This window comes from Lacticaseibacillus casei DSM 20011 = JCM 1134 = ATCC 393 (assembly GCF_000829055.1).
Taxonomy (GTDB): Bacteria; Bacillota; Bacilli; order Lactobacillales; family Lactobacillaceae; genus Lacticaseibacillus; species Lacticaseibacillus casei.
The window spans coordinates 1271914-1289854 of the sequence record NZ_AP012544.1 but is presented as its reverse complement, the minus strand read 5'-3'; the positions used below and the strand labels follow the sequence as shown (position 1 = coordinate 1289854).

The 17941-nt window shown below is 48.5% G+C and carries 19 protein-coding genes and 1 riboswitch; of the genes, 3 read left to right on the top strand and 16 right to left on the bottom strand.

All coding sequences use genetic code 11. From position 1 onward, the window contains the following. Window positions 1-47: 47 nt before the first annotated feature. A complete protein-coding gene (locus LBCZ_RS06455) occupies window positions 48-1244 on the bottom strand; it encodes a CCA tRNA nucleotidyltransferase (RefSeq protein ID WP_025013427.1) in 1197 nt (398 codons plus the stop codon). Between the two features lie 101 nt (window positions 1245-1345). Here LBCZ_RS06455 and LBCZ_RS06450 point away from each other — a divergent pair, with 101 nt between their 5' ends. Continuing rightward, the gene (locus tag LBCZ_RS06450) at window positions 1346-2224 is read left to right on the top strand and encodes a YitT family protein (RefSeq protein ID WP_025013428.1); all 879 of its coding nucleotides are present in this window, start codon (window positions 1346-1348) and stop codon (window positions 2222-2224) included. Window positions 2225-2235: 11 nt separating this feature from the next. Here LBCZ_RS06450 and LBCZ_RS06445 read toward each other — a convergent pair whose 3' ends face one another. The 8 genes from LBCZ_RS06445 to LBCZ_RS06410 form a co-directional block, all read right to left on the bottom strand. After that, window positions 2236-3504, bottom strand: coding sequence for a tetratricopeptide repeat protein (locus LBCZ_RS06445; RefSeq protein WP_025013429.1), 1269 nt, complete (start codon window positions 3502-3504; stop codon window positions 2236-2238). A 302-nt stretch (window positions 3505-3806) separates the two neighbouring features. Then, window positions 3807-4082: an HU family DNA-binding protein gene (locus LBCZ_RS06440; protein WP_003658248.1), complete on the bottom strand. Its 276-nt coding sequence runs from the start codon at window positions 4080-4082 to the stop codon at window positions 3807-3809. Between the two features lie 233 nt (window positions 4083-4315). Next, window positions 4316-5623, bottom strand: a complete 1308-nt coding sequence (der, locus tag LBCZ_RS06435) for a ribosome biogenesis GTPase Der (protein WP_025013430.1) — start codon at window positions 5621-5623, stop codon at window positions 4316-4318. A gap of 142 nt (window positions 5624-5765) precedes the next feature. Next, the gene (gene rpsA, locus LBCZ_RS06430; RefSeq protein WP_025013431.1) at window positions 5766-7079 is read right to left on the bottom strand and encodes a 30S ribosomal protein S1; all 1314 of its coding nucleotides are present in this window, start codon (window positions 7077-7079) and stop codon (window positions 5766-5768) included. An 88-nt stretch (window positions 7080-7167) separates the two neighbouring features. Beyond that, entirely contained in the window at window positions 7168-7833 is a 666-nt protein-coding gene (gene cmk, locus LBCZ_RS06425; RefSeq protein ID WP_025013432.1) for a (d)CMP kinase, read from the bottom strand. A 65-nt stretch (window positions 7834-7898) separates the two neighbouring features. Beyond that, entirely contained in the window at window positions 7899-8552 is a 654-nt protein-coding gene (locus LBCZ_RS06420) for a LysM peptidoglycan-binding domain-containing protein (RefSeq protein WP_025013433.1), read from the bottom strand. A 59-nt stretch (window positions 8553-8611) separates the two neighbouring features. After that, window positions 8612-10021, bottom strand: coding sequence for a RecQ family ATP-dependent DNA helicase (locus tag LBCZ_RS06415; protein ID WP_025013434.1), 1410 nt, complete (start codon window positions 10019-10021; stop codon window positions 8612-8614). Continuing rightward, window positions 10008-10988 carry a helix-turn-helix domain-containing protein gene (locus LBCZ_RS06410; protein WP_025013435.1) on the bottom strand — a complete coding sequence of 327 codons (981 nt, stop codon included), beginning with the start codon at window positions 10986-10988 and terminating at the stop codon, window positions 10008-10010. Before LBCZ_RS06410 ends, LBCZ_RS06415 begins: the two co-directional genes overlap by 14 nt. An 82-nt stretch (window positions 10989-11070) precedes the next feature. Here LBCZ_RS06410 and LBCZ_RS06405 point away from each other — a divergent pair, with 82 nt between their 5' ends. Both LBCZ_RS06405 and LBCZ_RS06400 read left to right on the top strand, forming a co-directional pair. Continuing rightward, window positions 11071-11328, top strand: coding sequence for a ferredoxin (locus LBCZ_RS06405; RefSeq protein ID WP_025013436.1), 258 nt, complete (start codon window positions 11071-11073; stop codon window positions 11326-11328). Between the two features lie 158 nt (window positions 11329-11486). Further along, entirely contained in the window at window positions 11487-12548 is a 1062-nt protein-coding gene (locus LBCZ_RS06400; protein WP_039638870.1) for an IS30 family transposase, read from the top strand. A gap of 225 nt (window positions 12549-12773) precedes the next feature. Here LBCZ_RS06400 and LBCZ_RS06395 read toward each other — a convergent pair whose 3' ends face one another. From LBCZ_RS06395 to LBCZ_RS06365, 7 genes are all read right to left on the bottom strand, one after another. Beyond that, window positions 12774-13352, bottom strand: a complete 579-nt coding sequence (locus LBCZ_RS06395; protein ID WP_025012925.1) for an ECF transporter S component — start codon at window positions 13350-13352, stop codon at window positions 12774-12776. Between the two features lie 97 nt (window positions 13353-13449). Continuing rightward, window positions 13450-13568: riboswitch (FMN riboswitch) on the bottom strand. Between the two features lie 76 nt (window positions 13569-13644). Then, a complete protein-coding gene (locus tag LBCZ_RS06390; protein WP_025012924.1) occupies window positions 13645-14391 on the bottom strand; it encodes a pseudouridine synthase in 747 nt (248 codons plus the stop codon). Continuing rightward, window positions 14375-14992, bottom strand: coding sequence for an SMC-Scp complex subunit ScpB (gene scpB / locus LBCZ_RS06385; RefSeq protein WP_025012923.1), 618 nt, complete (start codon window positions 14990-14992; stop codon window positions 14375-14377). Before scpB ends, LBCZ_RS06390 begins: the two co-directional genes overlap by 17 nt. Next, complete coding sequence (locus LBCZ_RS06380; protein ID WP_010488453.1) at window positions 14992-15717, bottom strand: segregation and condensation protein A; 726 nt, start codon at window positions 15715-15717, stop codon at window positions 14992-14994. The genes scpB and LBCZ_RS06380 overlap by 1 nt, the downstream gene beginning before the upstream one ends. Continuing rightward, window positions 15692-16078 carry a hypothetical protein gene (locus LBCZ_RS06375; protein WP_025012922.1) on the bottom strand — a complete coding sequence of 129 codons (387 nt, stop codon included), beginning with the start codon at window positions 16076-16078 and terminating at the stop codon, window positions 15692-15694. Before LBCZ_RS06375 ends, LBCZ_RS06380 begins: the two co-directional genes overlap by 26 nt. A gap of 65 nt (window positions 16079-16143) precedes the next feature. Beyond that, entirely contained in the window at window positions 16144-17025 is an 882-nt protein-coding gene (gene xerD, locus LBCZ_RS06370; protein WP_025012921.1) for a site-specific tyrosine recombinase XerD, read from the bottom strand. A 4-nt stretch (window positions 17026-17029) separates the two neighbouring features. Continuing rightward, a complete protein-coding gene (locus LBCZ_RS06365) occupies window positions 17030-17911 on the bottom strand; it encodes a CvfB family protein (protein WP_025012920.1) in 882 nt (293 codons plus the stop codon). Between the last annotated feature and the right edge of the window lie 30 nt (window positions 17912-17941).

Genomic DNA, 17941 nt, shown 5'->3' with positions numbered 1-17941 from the left:
CCTGATGTGACGTTGTTGTATGTGCTTACATGCTCATCATAACACACTCACTGCCGTTCTCGAGACATTTCAATTGCTGCAGGCAACAACTTTTTGGGATCATTGGGCAAAACACCGGCCACAACCTGTGATTCAACCTGATGCAGCAATTTTCCCATTTCGGGGCCGGGACGAACACCGGCTGTGATTAAATCACGTCCGGTCAGTGCCAGCTCCTTTTTTGAGTGAATTGGCAGCCGGGCATATGCTGCCGCCAGCGCCTGTCGATCAAAGTTCGGTTCCAGTAAGGCGGCCACTTCACCAGCAACTGCCACAGCCCGGGAGCCGGCAGTATACAAATCCCAGGGAGTCGGCGTCGATATTTTGGCCAGCAGCGTCACCGTCTGACTGACTAGGTCAATTAAGTCGTTAGATTGCTTCCAGGCTTTTAAGGTTGGTTCCGGATCTAGCTTGAGCATAAAAAGCAGCGCGCTCCAACCACTGGCAATGCCGCTAAAAGGGGTGTCCGGCAGCTCGCTAAAGTGCCATAAAGCCGTTCTCTGGCCAGCCAGTGCCGGGGCATACGCGAACAATCCGGTCGTCACAAAGTCTTGAATACCAAACCGCCGATCAATCCCGATCAACAGCCGATTAAATTCCGCCGCAATCCGTTCAACCGAAATATGCTTTAGCAACGGAGCATTTGCCGTAATCGCTTCTTTGGTCGCCGGCTCAATGTGAAAACCCAGCTGACTTTCAAACCGGACGGCGCGCATCATCCGCAGCGCATCCTCGTGAAAACGCTCGTGCGGATCACCAACTGCCCGCAACTCGTGCTTTTTCAAATCGGCTAGACCGTCGAATAAATCAATAATCGTGCCGTCATGGCGAACGGCCAAGGCATTAATCGTAAAATCCCGGCGCTTGAGATCTTCTGCCAACGAACGGACAAATGTCACGTGATCCGGCCGCCGAAAATCCTGATACCGTGACTCGGTTCGAAATGTGGTGACTTCGTATCCCGTCCCATGGTCCAACACCATCACAGTCCCATGCTCGATACCGGTATCGACGGTGCGCTTAAAAATGCGCTTAATCTCCTCCGGGTAGGCTGAGCTGGCGATATCGACATCATGGATCGGCAGCCCTAACAACGCATCGCGCACACTGCCACCGACAAAATAGGCTTCATAACCGGCTGCTTCGATTTTTTTTAAAATAGGAATTGCCGCTTGAAAATCAGGCTGCTTTAAATCTAACTGCATTTACGCTACTCCTTTTGTTTTGGTGTTGACCTCACCTCAAAAACACCGCAAGATAAGATTTCTGTTAGAATGAGCTTAAATTCTTTTTTGGGAGGCACCTTATGTCACGCAACATGCGGATTTGTCTGGATCTTTTGATGATTGTTCTCGGTTGTGCTTTATACGGATTTGGCTTGGTCTATATTAACATTGCCAACCACCTGGCAGAAGGCGGCGTCACGGGGATTACGCTGCTGATTCGTTACTGGTGGCACGTGGACCCGGCTTATAGCACGGTACTGCTTAATATCCCGCTTCTCATCGTGGGTTATAAGTTTCTGGGAAAACGGGCGCTGGCATATACGATTTTCGGAACGTTAATGTTATCGGCATGGCTATGGATCTGGCAACGGGTCCCACTGAGCATCGACATTCATCATGATTTATTCATTTCCGGGGTACTGGCCGGTATTTTTGGCGGTTTTGGCAGCGGCTTGATTTACCGCCACGGCGGCACAACTGGCGGCACCGATGTTGTGGCCAGAATTGTCGAGCAACAAACCGGGGTGCCGATGGGGCGGACGCTGCTCATTTTTGATGCAATTGTTTTGACCATTTCGCTGACTTATTTGAACCTTGAATTGATGATGTACACACTGCTGGGTGCCTACGTCTTTTCCCGCATTGTTAACTTTACGCTGGATGGCGCATATGCAGCCAAAGGTGTGCTGATTGTTTCGGACCACAGCCAGGCAATTGCCACGGCAATTATGAATGATCTTGAACGCGGCACCACCTTTTTGCACGCGGAAGGCGGCTTTGCGCATGATCGCAAGCAAGTCGTTTACGCGGTTGTTGCCTCAACGGAAATCGCCTATACGAAACGGTTGATCGAGGCCATCGATCCCCACGCCTTCATCAGCATTCTGGATGTCCACGAGGCATTGGGCGAAGGCTTCACCTACCAAAAGAAACGGCGGCGACTTCTATTCGGCCACTAATCCTTCGCACTTTAATCTGCCTCATCATTGAGTTCATCTAACCGCATTTGCATGTCATCATCGGTCGGCACCAATTTCAGGTAACGAACCAAGGCTGCCTTAAGCTCGGCGCGGGCACCGGTTGACTGGAAGAAATCAATCAAATCATGAAGAAAGTCTGGCGAATCCTGGAAGCGATTGAACGCTAACAGATAATTCTCCCGGGCTTTTTTAACGTCATCCAGCCGATCATAACTTTTAGCCATGTTCCAATAAATCTGCGGGTCGACATCACCGCTGCGATCAATCTGGCTAAGAAAATCGATATTCTCCTGATCACGTTCCTGCTGCACCAGAAAATTACTCCAGGCCAACATATTACCTTGATCTTCCGGATCGATTTTCAGTGCTTTTTGTAAATAATTTTCGGCTAAATCGGGATTATCTTCACTAAGCGCCAGTTTGCCGCCTAACGCATATAAGTCGGGGTTCGTGTTATCGACCATGACTCCCGCTTGAACGGTGTCTAAGGCCTTATCAGGCTGATTCTGGGCCTCATACGCACGTGCCAACGGTAAATAAGCATTGGCATAACTTGGATCGGTGTCAATTACCGCCTGTAAGTTGGTAATGGCCTTGACCGGATCATCCAACTGCAAATACAAACCGCCAAGTTCAAATCGGCCATTGAGATCCAATGCATCCACACCGACATCCTCATAAGCAGCCACTGCGTCTTCATATTGGCCGGTTTGCGCCAGACTGGCCGCCAGCCGCGCTTCAATGTTAACCCCGGCAAGTTCCTTGGTTCCGCCCGCAAGAAGCTCGTTGTACGCCGCAATTGCCTGAGGAAAATGGCCCCAGTCAAAATAAAACTCACCAAGCGCAAATGTAACGATCGGCTCTTTGGGCGCCAGTTTCTTGGCTTCCAATAACTTCTGCTCACTAACTTCATACAACCCCAGAGTCTGATAAACATCGGCTGCGCTTACCAAACTTTGGACATAAGCCGGATCGCCTGGCTGAATGCGACTCAGATAATCCAGTGCAGCATCTGTATCGCCGTCAGAAACCGCAATATCGGCTAAAGCAGTGGCCAAGTCGCCTTGATCCGGATAACGACCTAACAGGCCTTGATACAGCCGCTTAGCCTGGCCATTGAAGCCCATGGCGTAAAGTTCTTCAGCTAGATTATATTGGGTTTCGTCGTCATCATGCTTCAAAACCTGCGTAAAAAGTTGCCGCGCCGTTTCCATCTGACCTGCCTCAAGTGCATCGAGCATTTTTTGTGCGTAACTCATAGCTGCCTCCGTATCTGAAAAGCCAAAATAAATTCCATATGCATAAGTTTAACATGTGTGAGCGTGAGCCGACGCGGGAGAAGCCGGAGTGTAAGTGGCCTTGGGCGTGATGGCGGGCTTTGCCATTACTACCAAGGCCCTTACACGCAGGCTTCTGCGCCGGTGAACGCGTTAATGTGAGCGTGAACCGGTACTTGAGCCAGTAACCACATCATGACTTATCACTGCCAAAACGCGCAAAAACCGAGTCCGCTAAGACTCGGTTTTTGGTGATGCTTTAATAGCTGACTCAATTGAACCGTTTATTTAACGGCATCCTTGAGTGCTTTACCAGGCTTGAATGCTGGTACTTTAGATGCTGGGATCTTGATCTCGGCACCGGTTTGTGGGTTGCGACCCTTACGAGCAGCACGCTCACGAACTTCGAAGTTACCAAAGCCGATTAATTGAACCTTGTCACCCTTTGAAAGGGAATCCTGGATGGAACCGAAAACTGCATCAACAGCTGCGGTTGCGTCCTTCTTGGTCAAACCGGTTGCAGTTGCAACGCTTTCGATCAATTCTGCTTTATTTGCCATGAACATTTCACCTCCATAATTGATTAGATGCGTGAACACCTAAACATGTCCATTCCTGACCGCTCAGGAATGAAGAAACAATGATAATTATGTATCACCATTTCAGGTTTAAACATAGCATAGCAAGCCCGCCGTGACAAGGTTTTTGCCAAAATTTTTGGCCGATAATCGCGGATTGGTTATCGAAAATCTCGATTTATTGAATGAAAAGTCATTATCCAACATTGTAAAAATTATTTACGTTGACGGGCAATGACGTGAATCGGCGTCCCGCTAAAATCAAATGCCTGACGCAACTGGTTTATGAGAAACCGCTCGTAAGAAAAGTGCAATAAATCAGGATCATTCACGAAAACCACGAAAGTTGGCGGTTTGACGGCCACTTGCGTCATATAGTAAATTCGCAAGCGTTTCCCATTAACTGTCGGTGTTGGTGTGACAGTAATGGCATCCATCAAGACATCATTCAACACGCTACTCTGAATTCGCCGGGTTTGGTTTTCTGAAACCTCGACGATCATAGCTGGCAAGCTCTGTAAACGTTGTTTGGTCTTAGCTGAGACAAAAATTATCGGCGCATAATCCAGATATTGGAATTCCTGGCGAATCAAATTCTCAAAATCTTTCATGGTGTGATTATCTTTTTCGACCGTATCCCATTTATTCACCACGATAATAATACCGCGTCCAGCTTCATGGGCATAACCGGCGACTTTCTTGTCCTGTTCGCGAATGCCTTCTTCCGCATTAATGACGACCAAAACCACATCTGATCGGTCAATCGCACGTAAAGCCCGCAGTACGGCGTATTTTTCCGTATTTTCGTAAACCTTGCCGCGTTTACGAATCCCGGCGGTATCAATCATTGTAAATGTTTCGCCATCGGCTTCAAACTTGGTGTCGATGGCGTCGCGCGTTGTGCCTTCAATGGGACTCACGATGACGCGATTCTCCCCTAGAATAGCATTCACAAGCGATGACTTCCCGACATTCGGGCGGCCAATCAGACTGAACTTAATACTATCGTCTTCAACTGAATTGGCTTCTTTGGGGAACGCCGCCAAAACAGCATCCAAAACATCGCCTAAACCGATGCCATGGGTACCGGAAAGCGGAAATGGTTCGCCAAAGCCTAATGAATAAAAGTCATAGATATCCTGCCGGCGCTCTGGATTATCGACTTTGTTTACAGCCAAAACAACCGGCTTTTTCGCTCGATAAAGTATCTGTGCCACCCGTTCATCAGCGTCAGTGACACCTGCTTCGACACTGGTCAGAAACAGAATCACATCGGCCTCCTCAATGGCAATTTCAGCCTGATCTTTAATTTGGGACAGAAACGGCTCATCGCCGAGATCAATCCCGCCAGTATCAATGACCGCGAATTCTTTGCCTAACCATTCGCTTTTACCGTAAATCCGGTCACGCGTGACGCCTGGCGTATCTTCAACAATCGAAACCCGTTCACCGAGAATCCGATTAAAAATAGTCGATTTACCGACGTTGGGCCGGCCGACAATGGCAAGTGTTGGTAAAACCATGTTATGGCCTCCTTTCTTTGCTGAGGTCTTTTATTAGCACCTTTAAAATGTATCGCAACCGATCCGCTGATTTTTACGTGCAACAGACCGTTAGCCATAAAAAAAGTTGAGCCAAGGCTCAACTTTTTAAAGGACGGAACAATTACTTGTTGTCATCCTGATCATCGTTCTTACCTTTAGCAGCGTCTTTCAACGCATCGCCCAAGATATCACCAAGTGAGAAGCCGGAATCATCTTGCTGATACTCAGCAGGAATCGATGTCGACTGATGACGATCATTGCCACGACGCGGACGGGATGAGCGGCGACGTTCGTTGTTGCCGTTGTTATTGCCGCCTTCGTGCGATGGCGCTTCGCTGGCGCCTGCCGGACGATCCTGCAATGCTTTGATGGACAATGCCAAGCGGTGTGCGTCAGGGTCAACTGACAGCACTTTAACCTTCACTTCTTGGCCTTCCTTTAAAACATCTGCTGGCGTTGCAACATGTTCATGTGAAATCTGGGAAATATGAACAAGGCCTTCGACACCAGGGAATACTTCGACAAATGCGCCAAATGTCGTCAAACGCTTAACCGTGCCGGTCAAAACTGAGCCAGCCGGTGCTTTTTCTTCAATATTATCCCATGGCTGTGGCAAGGTTGCCTTGATGGACAAGGAGATCCGATTACGGTCAGGATCAACATTCAAAACCTTAACCTTAATCTCTTGACCAACCTTCAAGACATCACTTGGCTTATCAACATGGTCGAATGAAATTTCAGACACATGAACCAAACCATCCACACCGCCGAGATCAACAAAGGCACCAAAGTTGGTCAACCGAGCAACCTTACCTTCAACGACATCGCCTGGTTGAATCTTAGCAAAGATTTCTTTGCGTGCTTCAGCCTTACTTGCTTCAACAATAGCCCGATGCGAAAGAATCAAGCGGTTTTCACTAGGTTCGATTTCAATAATCTTAAATTCGAGTTCTTTGCCTTTATATTGATTGAGATCTTCAACAAAGTGATCTTCAACCATTGATGCCGGGACAAAGCCACGAACACCGGCATTGACAACCAAGCCACCTTTGACAACGCTGGTGACAGGTGCCGTGATGGTTTCGCCGGCTTCATATTTAGCCTGGATTTCTTTCCAAACCTTTTGTGCTTCAAGACGGCGCTTGGACAGCAAGAACTGACCATTTTCTTTATCTTTGCCAACCGTTGAAAGCACAACTAAATCAAGTTTGTCGCCGACCTTGGCAACATCGTGAATGTCATCGATTGGCTGAGTTGATAACTCCTTGATCGGGACCACGCCTTCGACGCCTGTTCCTTCGATCCCAACGATCAATTGTTTATCTTCAACAGCAAGGACATCTGCCTTAACAGTGTCACCAATCTTTACTGTAGTGACACTCTTAAGGGCGTCCGCCATTGTTTCGGTGTTCTCATTAACGTTATTATCACTCATGCCAAAAAATCCTCCTATGCAGCTGTATACTGGATCTATTGTACTTGAAAACGAAACAAATTACCAGCGCTTATTTCGCTCCGGTTAACTACTGCGTTTTCGTTTCTGCCACTAATGCAAGAATCCGCGCCACGACCTCATCAATTGACATATTCGTCGTATCGATCCGAATCGCGTCAGACGCCTGCCGTAACGGCGACACAGCCCGATGGGAATCTTTACGGTCCCGCTCGGCAATTTCTGCTTCAAGTGTTGCCAGCGGCGTCGTGATCCCCTTTTGAATATTTTCTTTATAGCGCCGCTTAGCACGCTCTGTAACTGACGCTACCATGAAAATTTTCAAAGCAGCGTTTGGCAAAACGGTTGTCCCGATATCACGGCCATCCATCACAATATCATGAGTCGCCGCAATATCACGCTGCCGCTTGACCAATTCGGTTCGCACGCGCGGTAACGCGGAAACCTGGGACACATTATTCGTCACATCGGGTTCACGAATGGCCAGCGTCACGTCCTCGTCATTCATGAAAACCCGTTGTTCCGTTTCGCCGGGGGCAAACCGAATCACCATCTTGGCGAGATGCTGCATAATGGCTGCTTCATCGTCCAGCGGTAATTGATCCTTAAGCGCCATATATGTGACGGTACGATACATCGCACCGGTATCGCAATAAATAAAGCCCAATTTCTTGGCGACAAGTTTTGCAATGGTACTTTTGCCGGCACTTGCCGGGCCGTCGATCGCAATCTGCATGAATTTCCTCCACAACACACGCCCCTGTTCATCTTATCAATGGCTCGAACAGGGGCGCGTTACATTTATTTCACTTTTAAAACGGTTCCGGGTGTCAGACTGGAATTGGCGCTAAGGCCGTTCAACTGCAAAAGTTCATCCAACGACATATTATGGTTACGGGCAATCCGGTAAAGATTATCCCCGGACATCACCGTGTACGAGTTAGCTGCAGTGCTAGCAGTACTGGCCTGACTCGGCGCTGTAGATGCGACACTAGGTGCTTGGGAAGAGGGAGCAGTTGTCGAAGTAGCAGTTGTAGCTTCTTTACTTGCCACATGTTGAGTCGACGGCTGCTGACTGCTTGCTTCTTTCGTAGAAGCTGAAGAAGCCTTTGCCGCTTTAGAAGACTTTTCGGATTTTTTAACCTTTGATCGATGGCTGGCTTTCTTGGCGCTCTGAATCACCACTTTATCATTTGACAAATTTGAGCCACTGCTACCTTGGCTGCCCCAAACCTTGACGTAAATAATTGGCGATAAAACGAGCAAAATCAAAATAATTGCCAAAATCCATGTAAATTTTGAGCTGCCTTGGCGTTTTTTACGGGTGGCCAATCGACTTAAATTGCCTTGGTCATCACGATCATCATCGAAAAGAGTTTCCCAAGGCTTGTTTTGATCGTCACGCTTATGTTCTTGATCCGCACTGTCATGTTGGTGTTTATCTTTTTCGGCCATCACGAACCTCCTCACTACATGGATTTATTGTATCATATCGCAGCAAATCAGGACGCTGCTTATCTAAAGATTTGCCTAAAAACGGCTTGCCAGTGTGTCGGCTGGGTTGTCTGATGTCTTTTTTCTGTGACAAAAATTTGTAAGACGTCCGACGTCACTCGGCCGCAGCAAAATGAGCCATGTGCCGGAACCGGTGAATCAAAGTGCTTAAGTAATAACGCCCGTCGACAACCGGATGCGTTGACAAAAGCTGCCATCGCCGTAAAACTATTCTGTTTTTCCGTCATTCGCTTCTCAAGTTGCTGCTGCGTTTGAAGCAGCGAAAAGCCGGCCGTAATATACGCTTCAATCAAGCTGACTTGCGGGTCATCAAAATTGCGATAAATCTCCGGGTGGGCAAAAATAGTCTGAATCATCGTTTGGTCAGGCAACATCCCTGCCAGCGCCTGACTGCGTTTCAGGTCATCCTGAGTCACCACCATCGCCGCTAAACTAGGCGCCCCATCACGTCCGGCGCGACCGATTGCCTGGTAATACGCTTCAAGCGATTCGGGTACATGTAAATGAACGACAAGGCGGACATTTGCCTTATCGATGCCCATGCCAAAAGCACTTGTGGCGCAAATCACCTGAAGCTGATCGGATTGAAACTGCCGCTGAATCAAATCACGCTGATGCTGGTCCAATCCGGCATGATAAAAGGCGGCTGCCGTCCCGCCTTTTTGCAATTCGCCGGTCAGGTTCTCAGATGCTGCTCGGGTCGGACAGTACACAATCGTTGACCCAATGTTTGCTGCCATAATATGTTGAAGCTCCTGATGCTTTGCTTCCTCATTGGAACAGACATCAACCCCGAGAAAAATATTCGGGCGATCAACCGAACCGGCAATGGTGACTGGGTTTTGCATGCCCAATTGCGTCAAAATATCTGTGCGAACCCGTTCAGGAGCGGTTGCCGTGAGTGCCAAAACGGCATCAACGTGTAATTGGCTTCGGACTTGTCCCAACTGTAAATAGGCCGGGCGAAAATCCGGACCCCATTGAGAAATACAATGCGCCTCATCAACCACAAACAAGCCCAAATCAAGTCGCTTGAGTGCCGCCAATACATCCGCACGCTGCAACATTTCCGGAGAGATGAAAAGATAGCGATACTGACCCAAATTTCGCAAAACTTCAGGAAACACATTTGGGGCAATTTGTCCCGACAAAGCCAAGACCCGCTTCTCACCCGCCGCCTGTAGCCGCCCGACCTGATCATGCATCAAAGCAATTAAAGGCTCGATAATCAACGTCGGCTTTGCTTTGATGATCGTTGGCAACTGATAACAAAGCGACTTACCGCTACCGGTTGGCAGTATCCCCAAAGTATCCTGCCCTGCTAAGATTGCCTGAATAATTGCCTTTTGTCCGGGCCGAAAATGGTAAAAGCCGAAATGGTCGGCCAATAAAGTTTCAAGTTGCGGCACGCGGCCATCTCCCTTGCAGTTTAAAAATCTGAAACAAACGAATCTGAAAAAATTCACTGTCCGGAATCGTCGCCAGTAACGTCTGATGATCCTGCCATTGATCCACCTGATCCAAAGCGTGATGCACCGCTGGCGGAATCAGTCTGGCTATCGAAACATCCTGACCCATGATAGCGGCTAATAGTAGATGCTCTTTGACAGTACTCATTTTGCGATGACTTTGTGCGGCAACTGTCGCCAAATCAACGCCTAACCGAACTTGCTTCAAGGTCGCTTGAGCCGGACGCGTCACCAACTCCTGCGGTCCACCCCACAAGGCATACCATTGATTCTTGGCTGCAGCAATTTCCTGAATCAACGCAGCTAACGCATTCACATTGGCAAAATGTGCCGATAATGTTGCCGGTTGGCGCTGACCTGCGTAATTGTGCCCGATCAGGTTGGCGGCGAGCTCATCAGCAAGCGACGCCGGTAATCGCTCAAAAAGATCGGTTAATTCATCAACCGCTGTCTGAACACGCGTTTGTCGATACCAGCGCTTCACAGCCTGCTGGGTTCCCCAATCAGTACTGATCGGTCGGTAAGCTTGCGAATGATAGCTGGCTTCGGATAAAACCTGAACTGCTAAAAAGAAGCGCGGTGCGAACCTGTCAACCCGCATCCATGGTTGGTAGTAAGCAGATAGTGACACCTTCTGTGCTGCTTGAATCCGACGCTTTTGGCCGCTTTCCGTTAACACCAATCCGGTTTCCGTGGCCGCTAAACATTTTTGTGCTTTTAGCTTCGCCACGGCGGCTAAAAACGCCTCCTTCGATAATCCGGGATAAAGATGGAGCCATTGCAACTGATGATGACTCAAAGCCGCATAGAGGATAGAAATCGTTTGTTTGCCTGTCAGCAGGCCAAACACCGACCGTTCGCGGCGTGGTTGGGTATTAAAAAATTGAATCACCAAGTCCGGCAACAAAATAAGCACCTCTTTTTACGGTTATTATTGTACAATGACAGGTAGTTGAAATCATGACAAAAGATTGAAGGCGAATATGATAATGGCTTTATATGGCAGAGTGGAACGACCTGAATGTATCGCGTGTGGTTTATGTCAGATGCTGGCGCCAGACTTATTTGACTACGATCAGGCAGGCATCGCCTATTATAAGCCTGATCGCAATACCGGCACAAAAGCGCTTGATGATCAGGCAAAGATTCACTTTCGTTTAGCGTATAAACGGTGCCCGACGCATGCAATCAAACGCAGCGACCATCCGTTTGCAGCCGATCCTTATACGCCAACCAAGGCAGAATAAGTCAGCTGTCTCTCTCATACACCGATTAACACTCTATCGCGCGTTTTAAAATCAAGTTAGCCACTTTTATTACAAATTTGGGACAATAAAAAACATCAAGAACAGATATCCTGTATCATTGAAGTTCCAACACAAACAATGAAAGAGGTATTGTCCTGATGCATGAACAGGATATCACACGTCGTCAACCAGGTCATCATTTGTCTCAAATGGAACGCGGTAGAATTGCAGAACTTTACGCCACCGGCACCTCCAAACGCGAAATTGCTGCCAAAATTGGCGTCTGCCATCAAACCATCAATAATGAGATTGACCGAGGGACTGTCAAGCAGGCTAAGCGCATTAATGGCAAACTGATCTATCATACGGAATATAGTCCTGAAGCTGCTCAGACGCGCTATGAGACCGCACGTCTGAATTGTCATAGGCCGGATAAATTCGCCGCTACAAGCCACTTCCTGGCCTGGTACGTTAATCAGGCCAAGACTGAACACTGGTCGCCTGATGCAGCCGTTGGCGCCGCACGGCGAGCCAAGCTATTCACCCCTGAGGAGATGGTGTGCACAACCACTTTATATCGCTACATCGATGATCAACGCTTAGAAATTCGGAACATCGATCTCGTGGAGAAGGCAAATCGGCGGACCAAGCAACACAAGAGCACTAAGCATAAGCGCCTAGCCGGCCGCAGTATTGAGGAGCGTCCTAAGGCTGTCGAACGCCGCAAGCAGTTCGGACATTGGGAGATGGATACCGTTGTCGGGAAACGCAATGGCCGTGAGAGCGTCATCCTTAGCCTGATTGAGCGGAAGACTCGTTGCCAACTTCTCCGACTGATCGACGGCCGAGACTCGGACTCTGTGGAGTTTGCGTTACGAGAAATCAAGCTTGAGTGGGGTGACTGTCTGCGCACGATTACCGCAGACAATGGCCCGGAGTTCTCGACTCTGGATAAGGCCTTTGAGGACACAGATACAGACATCTTCTACGCGCATTCATACACCTCATGCGATCGCGGCTCCAACGAGGCCCACAATCGCATGATTAGACGTGACTACCCAAAAGGCGAGTCGCTGGATGATGTTAGTCCCAGCCAGGTGCTGGCTACCCAAGACCGTCTTAACGGGCTTCCCCGGAGAAAGCTAGACTACCGTGGCCCCCAGGAGTGTTTTGAGACCGAAGTGCGCCGGACTCGGCGTTCAGCACAACACGTAAGCTAAACAATGAACAACTCATAAGATAACAGGCTGTTCTTGGGAGTGTCTCAACACCCCGGCTAACTTGTTCTTGCAATTTGGGATTAACACTCTATTCATACACTACGCCGTTTTCAAATGATGCCTGCTTGTAGCCAAGTCGCGCAAAAAAACTTCCGCCAAATTGACGGAAGTTTTTGTTTACAAACGTGCAGTTGCTAAAGGTTCCAAAAATCCTCAACGAATCAATTAGTGGCTCATCTGCATTTCTTGACGGGCAAGCCAAGGTGCCAGTGCCTTCGCAATCGCAAAGAAGGCGACTGAAATCACGACACCCTTAATCAGATTGAATGGCACAACGCCAATCAGCACATAACGGGTTAGCGACATGCCTAAGTTGAAATTGAAGACCGCCATGTACATCGGCGTGATGACCAGCCAGTTCAGAATACTCATCACGAAAGTAAGGCTTAGGGTACCTAAAACAAGACCTTCGACTTGGCGCCATAAACTGTGCTTGCCGCGAACGGTGTAAACTACCGGCAGTAAGAAGCCAACACTGGCAATAAAGGCTGCCAAATCGCCGATGAGGTTCACAACGCCGCCTCCGGTCAAGGCAAAATGGACCAGACTCCGAATAAAGGCAACACCGATGCCGCCAACCGGTCCATAAAGCAGCCCTCCTAGCAACACAACCAAGTCAGATAAATCCAACTTCAAGAATGGAAACGCCGGAATAATAGGAAACGAGAACATCATCAATACGTAACCGATCGCCGCTAAAAGTGCGATACCCACCAAACGATGAACTTTAGAACGACTTGCCATAATACATAACCTCCATGAGGCCGTCTTCCGGAACTTAAAAAGACCTATTCCTCCTTCAGGGGGGAATAGGTCTCGATTGAATGCAGATTCAAAAAAGCCCCATCTTCTTCCATCTAGACTATCACTATCGGTACCGGATTCACACCGGTTCCACCGCAAACGCGGGTCGCGGACTATACCGCCGGTCGGGAATTACACCCTGCCCTGAAGACGAACCAATTATTTAATTACAGACATACTTTATCAGAGGTGCGGCTTAAATTCAAGCACTTGCCTTGAAAACGTTAACAACTTAATGTTTTTCGTCCTGATCACCGGTAAGTTGCCGTAAATCATGCAACTCCTGCGGTTTAATCTCACGGTGTTCTCCCGGCTGCAAACCGGCAAGAGTCAGGTTGCCATAAGCTTCACGGGACAGCTTGATCACCGGGAAACCAACCGTTTTAAACATCTTCTTCACCTGATGATTCATGCCTTGATGAATGGTGAGCGCCACAATCGCTGTTTTCTTTGCCTTATCTGTCGACAGAATCTCGAATTTTGCTGGTGCCGTCATTTTACCGTCAATGACCACCCCGGCTTTAAGCGGCGCTAAGGCAGGTCGATTCGGAATGCCTTCCACTTTGGCGACATACTTTTTCTCGAGTGCATAGCGCGGATGCATGAGGTGGTTGGCTAACTCGCCATCATTAGTCATCACTAACAAACCGCTGGTGTCATAGTCTAGACGGCCAACCGGGTAAAGTCGTTCGCGAATATCTTCAAAATAATCAGTGACGACTTTCCGGCCTTTGTTGTCCTCGACCGCGCTAATCACGCCACGCGGTTTATAAAACAGAAAATACCGTTTAGCTTCTTTGCCAATTGGAACACCATCTACTTCAACGTCATCATGCGGACCGACTTTAATGCCCATTTCAGTGGTCACTTGGCCATTGACTTTCACATGTCCCGAGGCAATGAGCGTCTCTGCATGACGGCGTGAGGCGATGCCGGCATTGGCAATGACTTTTTGCAATCGTTCAGTTTTGGTTGTCATCTTGTTGGTTTTGCTCCATTTTCTTATCGTCTTCAGCCTGTTGGGACTGACCATCATCACGAAATGCTGTAAAAAGATCGACTTCACCGGTATCTTCAGGTGCATCGGCCAATGGCGGCAGATCAGCCAACCGATTGAGGCCAAAGTAATCAAGGAAAAACTGGGTGGTCGCATACAGAATCGGCCGTCCCGGCGCTTCTTTACGGCCGGCTTCTTTAATCAGTTGCCGGGATGCTAATGTTGTCAGCGCACCGGAACTTTGAACGCCCCGAATTTCGTCAATTTCGATTCGCGTAATCGGTTGCTGATAAGCAATGATGGCTAAAACTTCCAGCGCTGCCTGTGACAAACCAGCAGCAGGCGGACCGGCAAAATACTTTTTGATAGCAGCGGCAAAGGCCGGTTTGGTTAACAAGTAGTAGCGGTCAGCAAATTGTTGAACCTGTAAGCCGCGCTGCTCGTCGGCGGCCAGCTTTTGCTGATATGCCTCTAGCTGTTGGCGCATCGCACTTTCGCTGATTTCCAAAATCCCGGCAAGTTCGCCTAGGGTCACGCCGCTTTCACCTGCTGTATACAGAATAGCTTCTAATACCGGCTCCATTAAGCGGCCTCCTTCAGCGTCACCGTGATCGGATCAAACGGCGCATCTTGTTCGCAAATCACCTGATCACTTTTCATCAGTTCCAACAAAGCCAAAAAGGTCGTAACCACTTGCTCAACCGAATGAACCGCCAATAAATCAGCAAAAAGACACTGGCCGTCTTTTTGTAACGTCTTCAGAACTTCTCCAATGCGTTTTTCGACCGACACCGGCTCGGTTTCAATATGGGCAATCGTCTGGCGGGCCGCCTGTTGCGCCTTCATCACCCGAGCCATTGCAGCTTGCAGGTCAATCAATTTGACGGTTCCCGGAGCGAGCGGCACAGCCATTTTCTCGTCTGGTAATGTCGTCGGCTTGGCAAAGGATTGTGCCCGCTTAGCTTCCCGGTGCTTTAAATCTTTGGCTGCTTCTTGGTAAACCTGATAAGTCAACAGTTGGGCCACTAAATCTGCCCGCGGATCGGTTGGCTCCTCCGGCTCAGTGGTTTCCGGTTCCGGTTGCGGCAACAAAAGCCGGCTTTTTAAAACCATTAAATTAGCGGCCATGACAAAATAATCGCCGGCTACATCCAGCGCCAGATCCTGCATCTGGTGCAGGTAATCAAGGTACTGGGTGGTAATCTCGGCGATCGGAATATCGTAAATATCCACTTCGTTTGTCCGAATCAAATGCCACAGCAAATCCAACGGTCCGGAGAAATCATTCAGCACGAGTGTCAGTGCCATGGTCATCCTCTTTTCGAAACTTGTTAAAAGCAGCTATCAATGACGCATGCTCTAAAGCACCCATCAATTTCTTATCAGGAAAAAGCGCCGTCAACTCTGTCAATGCGGCAAAAGCGGTCGCTTGATCACGGAAATTCGGTGAAAAGCTCAAATGCCGCACCAAAACAAAATCATCACTTAACTCGATACCGATCACACCGACAAAATCATGCCCTTGCTTATACAAATACAGCGCATGCGAATCGTCTTCGGTGTACATCTTAAGTTCGGTCTTCAAGTGTCCGACATCTTTGAGATCGGGAATAAAAGACAAAAGTCCCATGGCGATCTTCTCGTAGTCGTTTTTGTATTTAACCAGCATATTTGCCTCCAAGAGATACTCTCGTAACACTCTATCATACAAACCGCGTTGGGGCAATGTACTCCTTAACCACGCGGATGCGTTTTATGGTAGACCGCAACCAAATGCTGATTACTAAGATGCGTGTAAATCTGCGTCGTACTAATGTCACCATGTCCCAATAATTCCTGAACAACCCGTAAATCTGCCCCGTTTTCAAGCAGTCGCGTTGCAAAACTGTGCCGCAGCGTATGCGGGGTGACATCTTTTTGAATGCCGACACTGGCAATATAGGCTTTTAAATTCTTCCAAATTGCCTGCCGGGTGAGCGCATGTCCATGAAAATTGACGAAAACAGCTTTAGGTTGGTGCTGCTTAATCAACCGTGGCCGCGCATCACGCAAATATCGATTAACCCACTCTGTTGCCTGGGGACTGATTGGCACGAGCCGCTCCTTGTCACCTTTCCCGGTCACCTGCAACAAGTTCATGGCTAAATGCAGTTGATCCATGCGTAACTCGATGAGTTCCGACACGCGCAACCCGGTCGCATACATCAATTCAAAAATGGCGCGATCACGCAGGCCAAGTGGTTTCGTAATATCCGGTTTGGCCATAAGCGCGTCGATTTCTGGGCCTGACAACGTTGCCGGTAAGTGTTGCGCCTTTTTGGGGGTATCGATTTTGGTCATCGGGTCGGTTTTAACGGCCCCTTCGCGCAGCAAAAATCGGTAAAATTTCCGCAGCGCCGAGATCATGCGACTGACTGACGCAGGCGCTTTCGTATCGTTTTGTTTTTTCAAAAATGCCTGAATAACAACAAAGTCTTCCGGAAAGGTGGTCCGTTTTTGCGAGGTCAGCCACGCCTGAAAGCTCATTAAGTCCTGTTGATAGCTTATTTGCGTCGTGGACGCCAAGCCTCGCTCAACATCTAAATAATGAATAAAATCTGCAATCAACCCGTGCATATTCTTACTCCTGAGATGCGTTACCGTTTGTCTTTAACAAAATCGTATAACCTGCTTCTTCTTTAATCAATCCGGCTTTCAATAAGTGACCTAATGCCCGCTTAAACGCGCCTTTACTAATGCCAAAGACCTGTTTAATCGCATCTGGATCGCTTTTGTCGGTATAGGCGATCTTGCCAGCAGGATCATGTTGCAAGACTGCCAAAATCATCGCCGCATCGTTGCCAATCGCCTGGTATGCCCGTGGTTTTAACGAAAGATTCAGTTCGCCTTGATCACTGACACCAATCACGCGGGCATGGAGCACCTGACCCAGTCGCGGCTCAACATCACGTTGACTTGGATGAATAAAACCAAGGTAAAAGTCATCTGTCAACACCCGGGTGCCTGCCATTTTCAGGCGATAAGCCGTTGCGGTCACATCAGCATTCATTTGGTCAGGTTTGGCACGATTGGCCACTGCCCGAATAATCGTTTCGTCGGCGAGATTGCCCCACAACCGGTCTTTTTTATCGGTTGTCAAATCAATCATCAGCCGATCTCCGCGTTGAGGCCAAAGTCGATTGAGCTCAGGCAGTTGATCCTCACTCACCACGATATCTTTATCCGGTAAGCCAATATCAACAAAGGCCCCTAAATCGCGGCGTACTTCAACAACCGGTGCAAATGCGTAGTGATCGCGGCCCACCTTAGGTAATTTAGTTGTTAACCGGGCTTCACCATGCTTGTTCTCATAAGCAAAACCTTCAAGTTCACTGCCGATCTCAGGCAAAGCTGCTAATTCCTTACGATCGATTGCCAAGGTAACGCCATCGTACTGAGCGAATACTTCTTTTTCATTGTGATCCGTCACGTGTGCGGTGACGATTTGGCCATTGAATTTCATTTTAATGATCATGTCTCCCTTTTAGCTGGA

Coding starts and splice junctions, on each gene's coding strand:
- LBCZ_RS06455 (WP_025013427.1), bottom strand. CDS start 1,244: ATGCAGTTAGATTTAAAGCAGCCTGATTTTCAAGCGGCAATTCCTATT.
- LBCZ_RS06450 (WP_025013428.1), top strand. CDS start 1,346: ATGTCACGCAACATGCGGATTTGTCTGGATCTTTTGATGATTGTTCTC.
- LBCZ_RS06445 (WP_025013429.1), bottom strand. CDS start 3,504: ATGAGTTACGCACAAAAAATGCTCGATGCACTTGAGGCAGGTCAGATG.
- LBCZ_RS06440 (WP_003658248.1), bottom strand. CDS start 4,082: ATGGCAAATAAAGCAGAATTGATCGAAAGCGTTGCAACTGCAACCGGT.
- der (WP_025013430.1), bottom strand. CDS start 5,623: ATGGTTTTACCAACACTTGCCATTGTCGGCCGGCCCAACGTCGGTAAA.
- rpsA (WP_025013431.1), bottom strand. CDS start 7,079: ATGAGTGATAATAACGTTAATGAGAACACCGAAACAATGGCGGACGCC.
- cmk (WP_025013432.1), bottom strand. CDS start 7,833: ATGCAGATTGCGATCGACGGCCCGGCAAGTGCCGGCAAAAGTACCATT.
- LBCZ_RS06420 (WP_025013433.1), bottom strand. CDS start 8,552: ATGGCCGAAAAAGATAAACACCAACATGACAGTGCGGATCAAGAACAT.
- LBCZ_RS06405 (WP_025013436.1), top strand. CDS start 11,071: ATGGCTTTATATGGCAGAGTGGAACGACCTGAATGTATCGCGTGTGGT.
- LBCZ_RS06400 (WP_039638870.1), top strand. CDS start 11,487: ATGCATGAACAGGATATCACACGTCGTCAACCAGGTCATCATTTGTCT.
- LBCZ_RS06395 (WP_025012925.1), bottom strand. CDS start 13,352: ATGGCAAGTCGTTCTAAAGTTCATCGTTTGGTGGGTATCGCACTTTTA.
- LBCZ_RS06390 (WP_025012924.1), bottom strand. CDS start 14,391: ATGACAACCAAAACTGAACGATTGCAAAAAGTCATTGCCAATGCCGGC.
- scpB (WP_025012923.1), bottom strand. CDS start 14,992: ATGGAGCCGGTATTAGAAGCTATTCTGTATACAGCAGGTGAAAGCGGC.
- LBCZ_RS06380 (WP_010488453.1), bottom strand. CDS start 15,717: ATGGCACTGACACTCGTGCTGAATGATTTCTCCGGACCGTTGGATTTG.
- LBCZ_RS06375 (WP_025012922.1), bottom strand. CDS start 16,078: ATGCTGGTTAAATACAAAAACGACTACGAGAAGATCGCCATGGGACTT.
- xerD (WP_025012921.1), bottom strand. CDS start 17,025: ATGCACGGGTTGATTGCAGATTTTATTCATTATTTAGATGTTGAGCGA.
- LBCZ_RS06365 (WP_025012920.1), bottom strand. CDS start 17,911: ATGAAATTCAATGGCCAAATCGTCACCGCACACGTGACGGATCACAAT.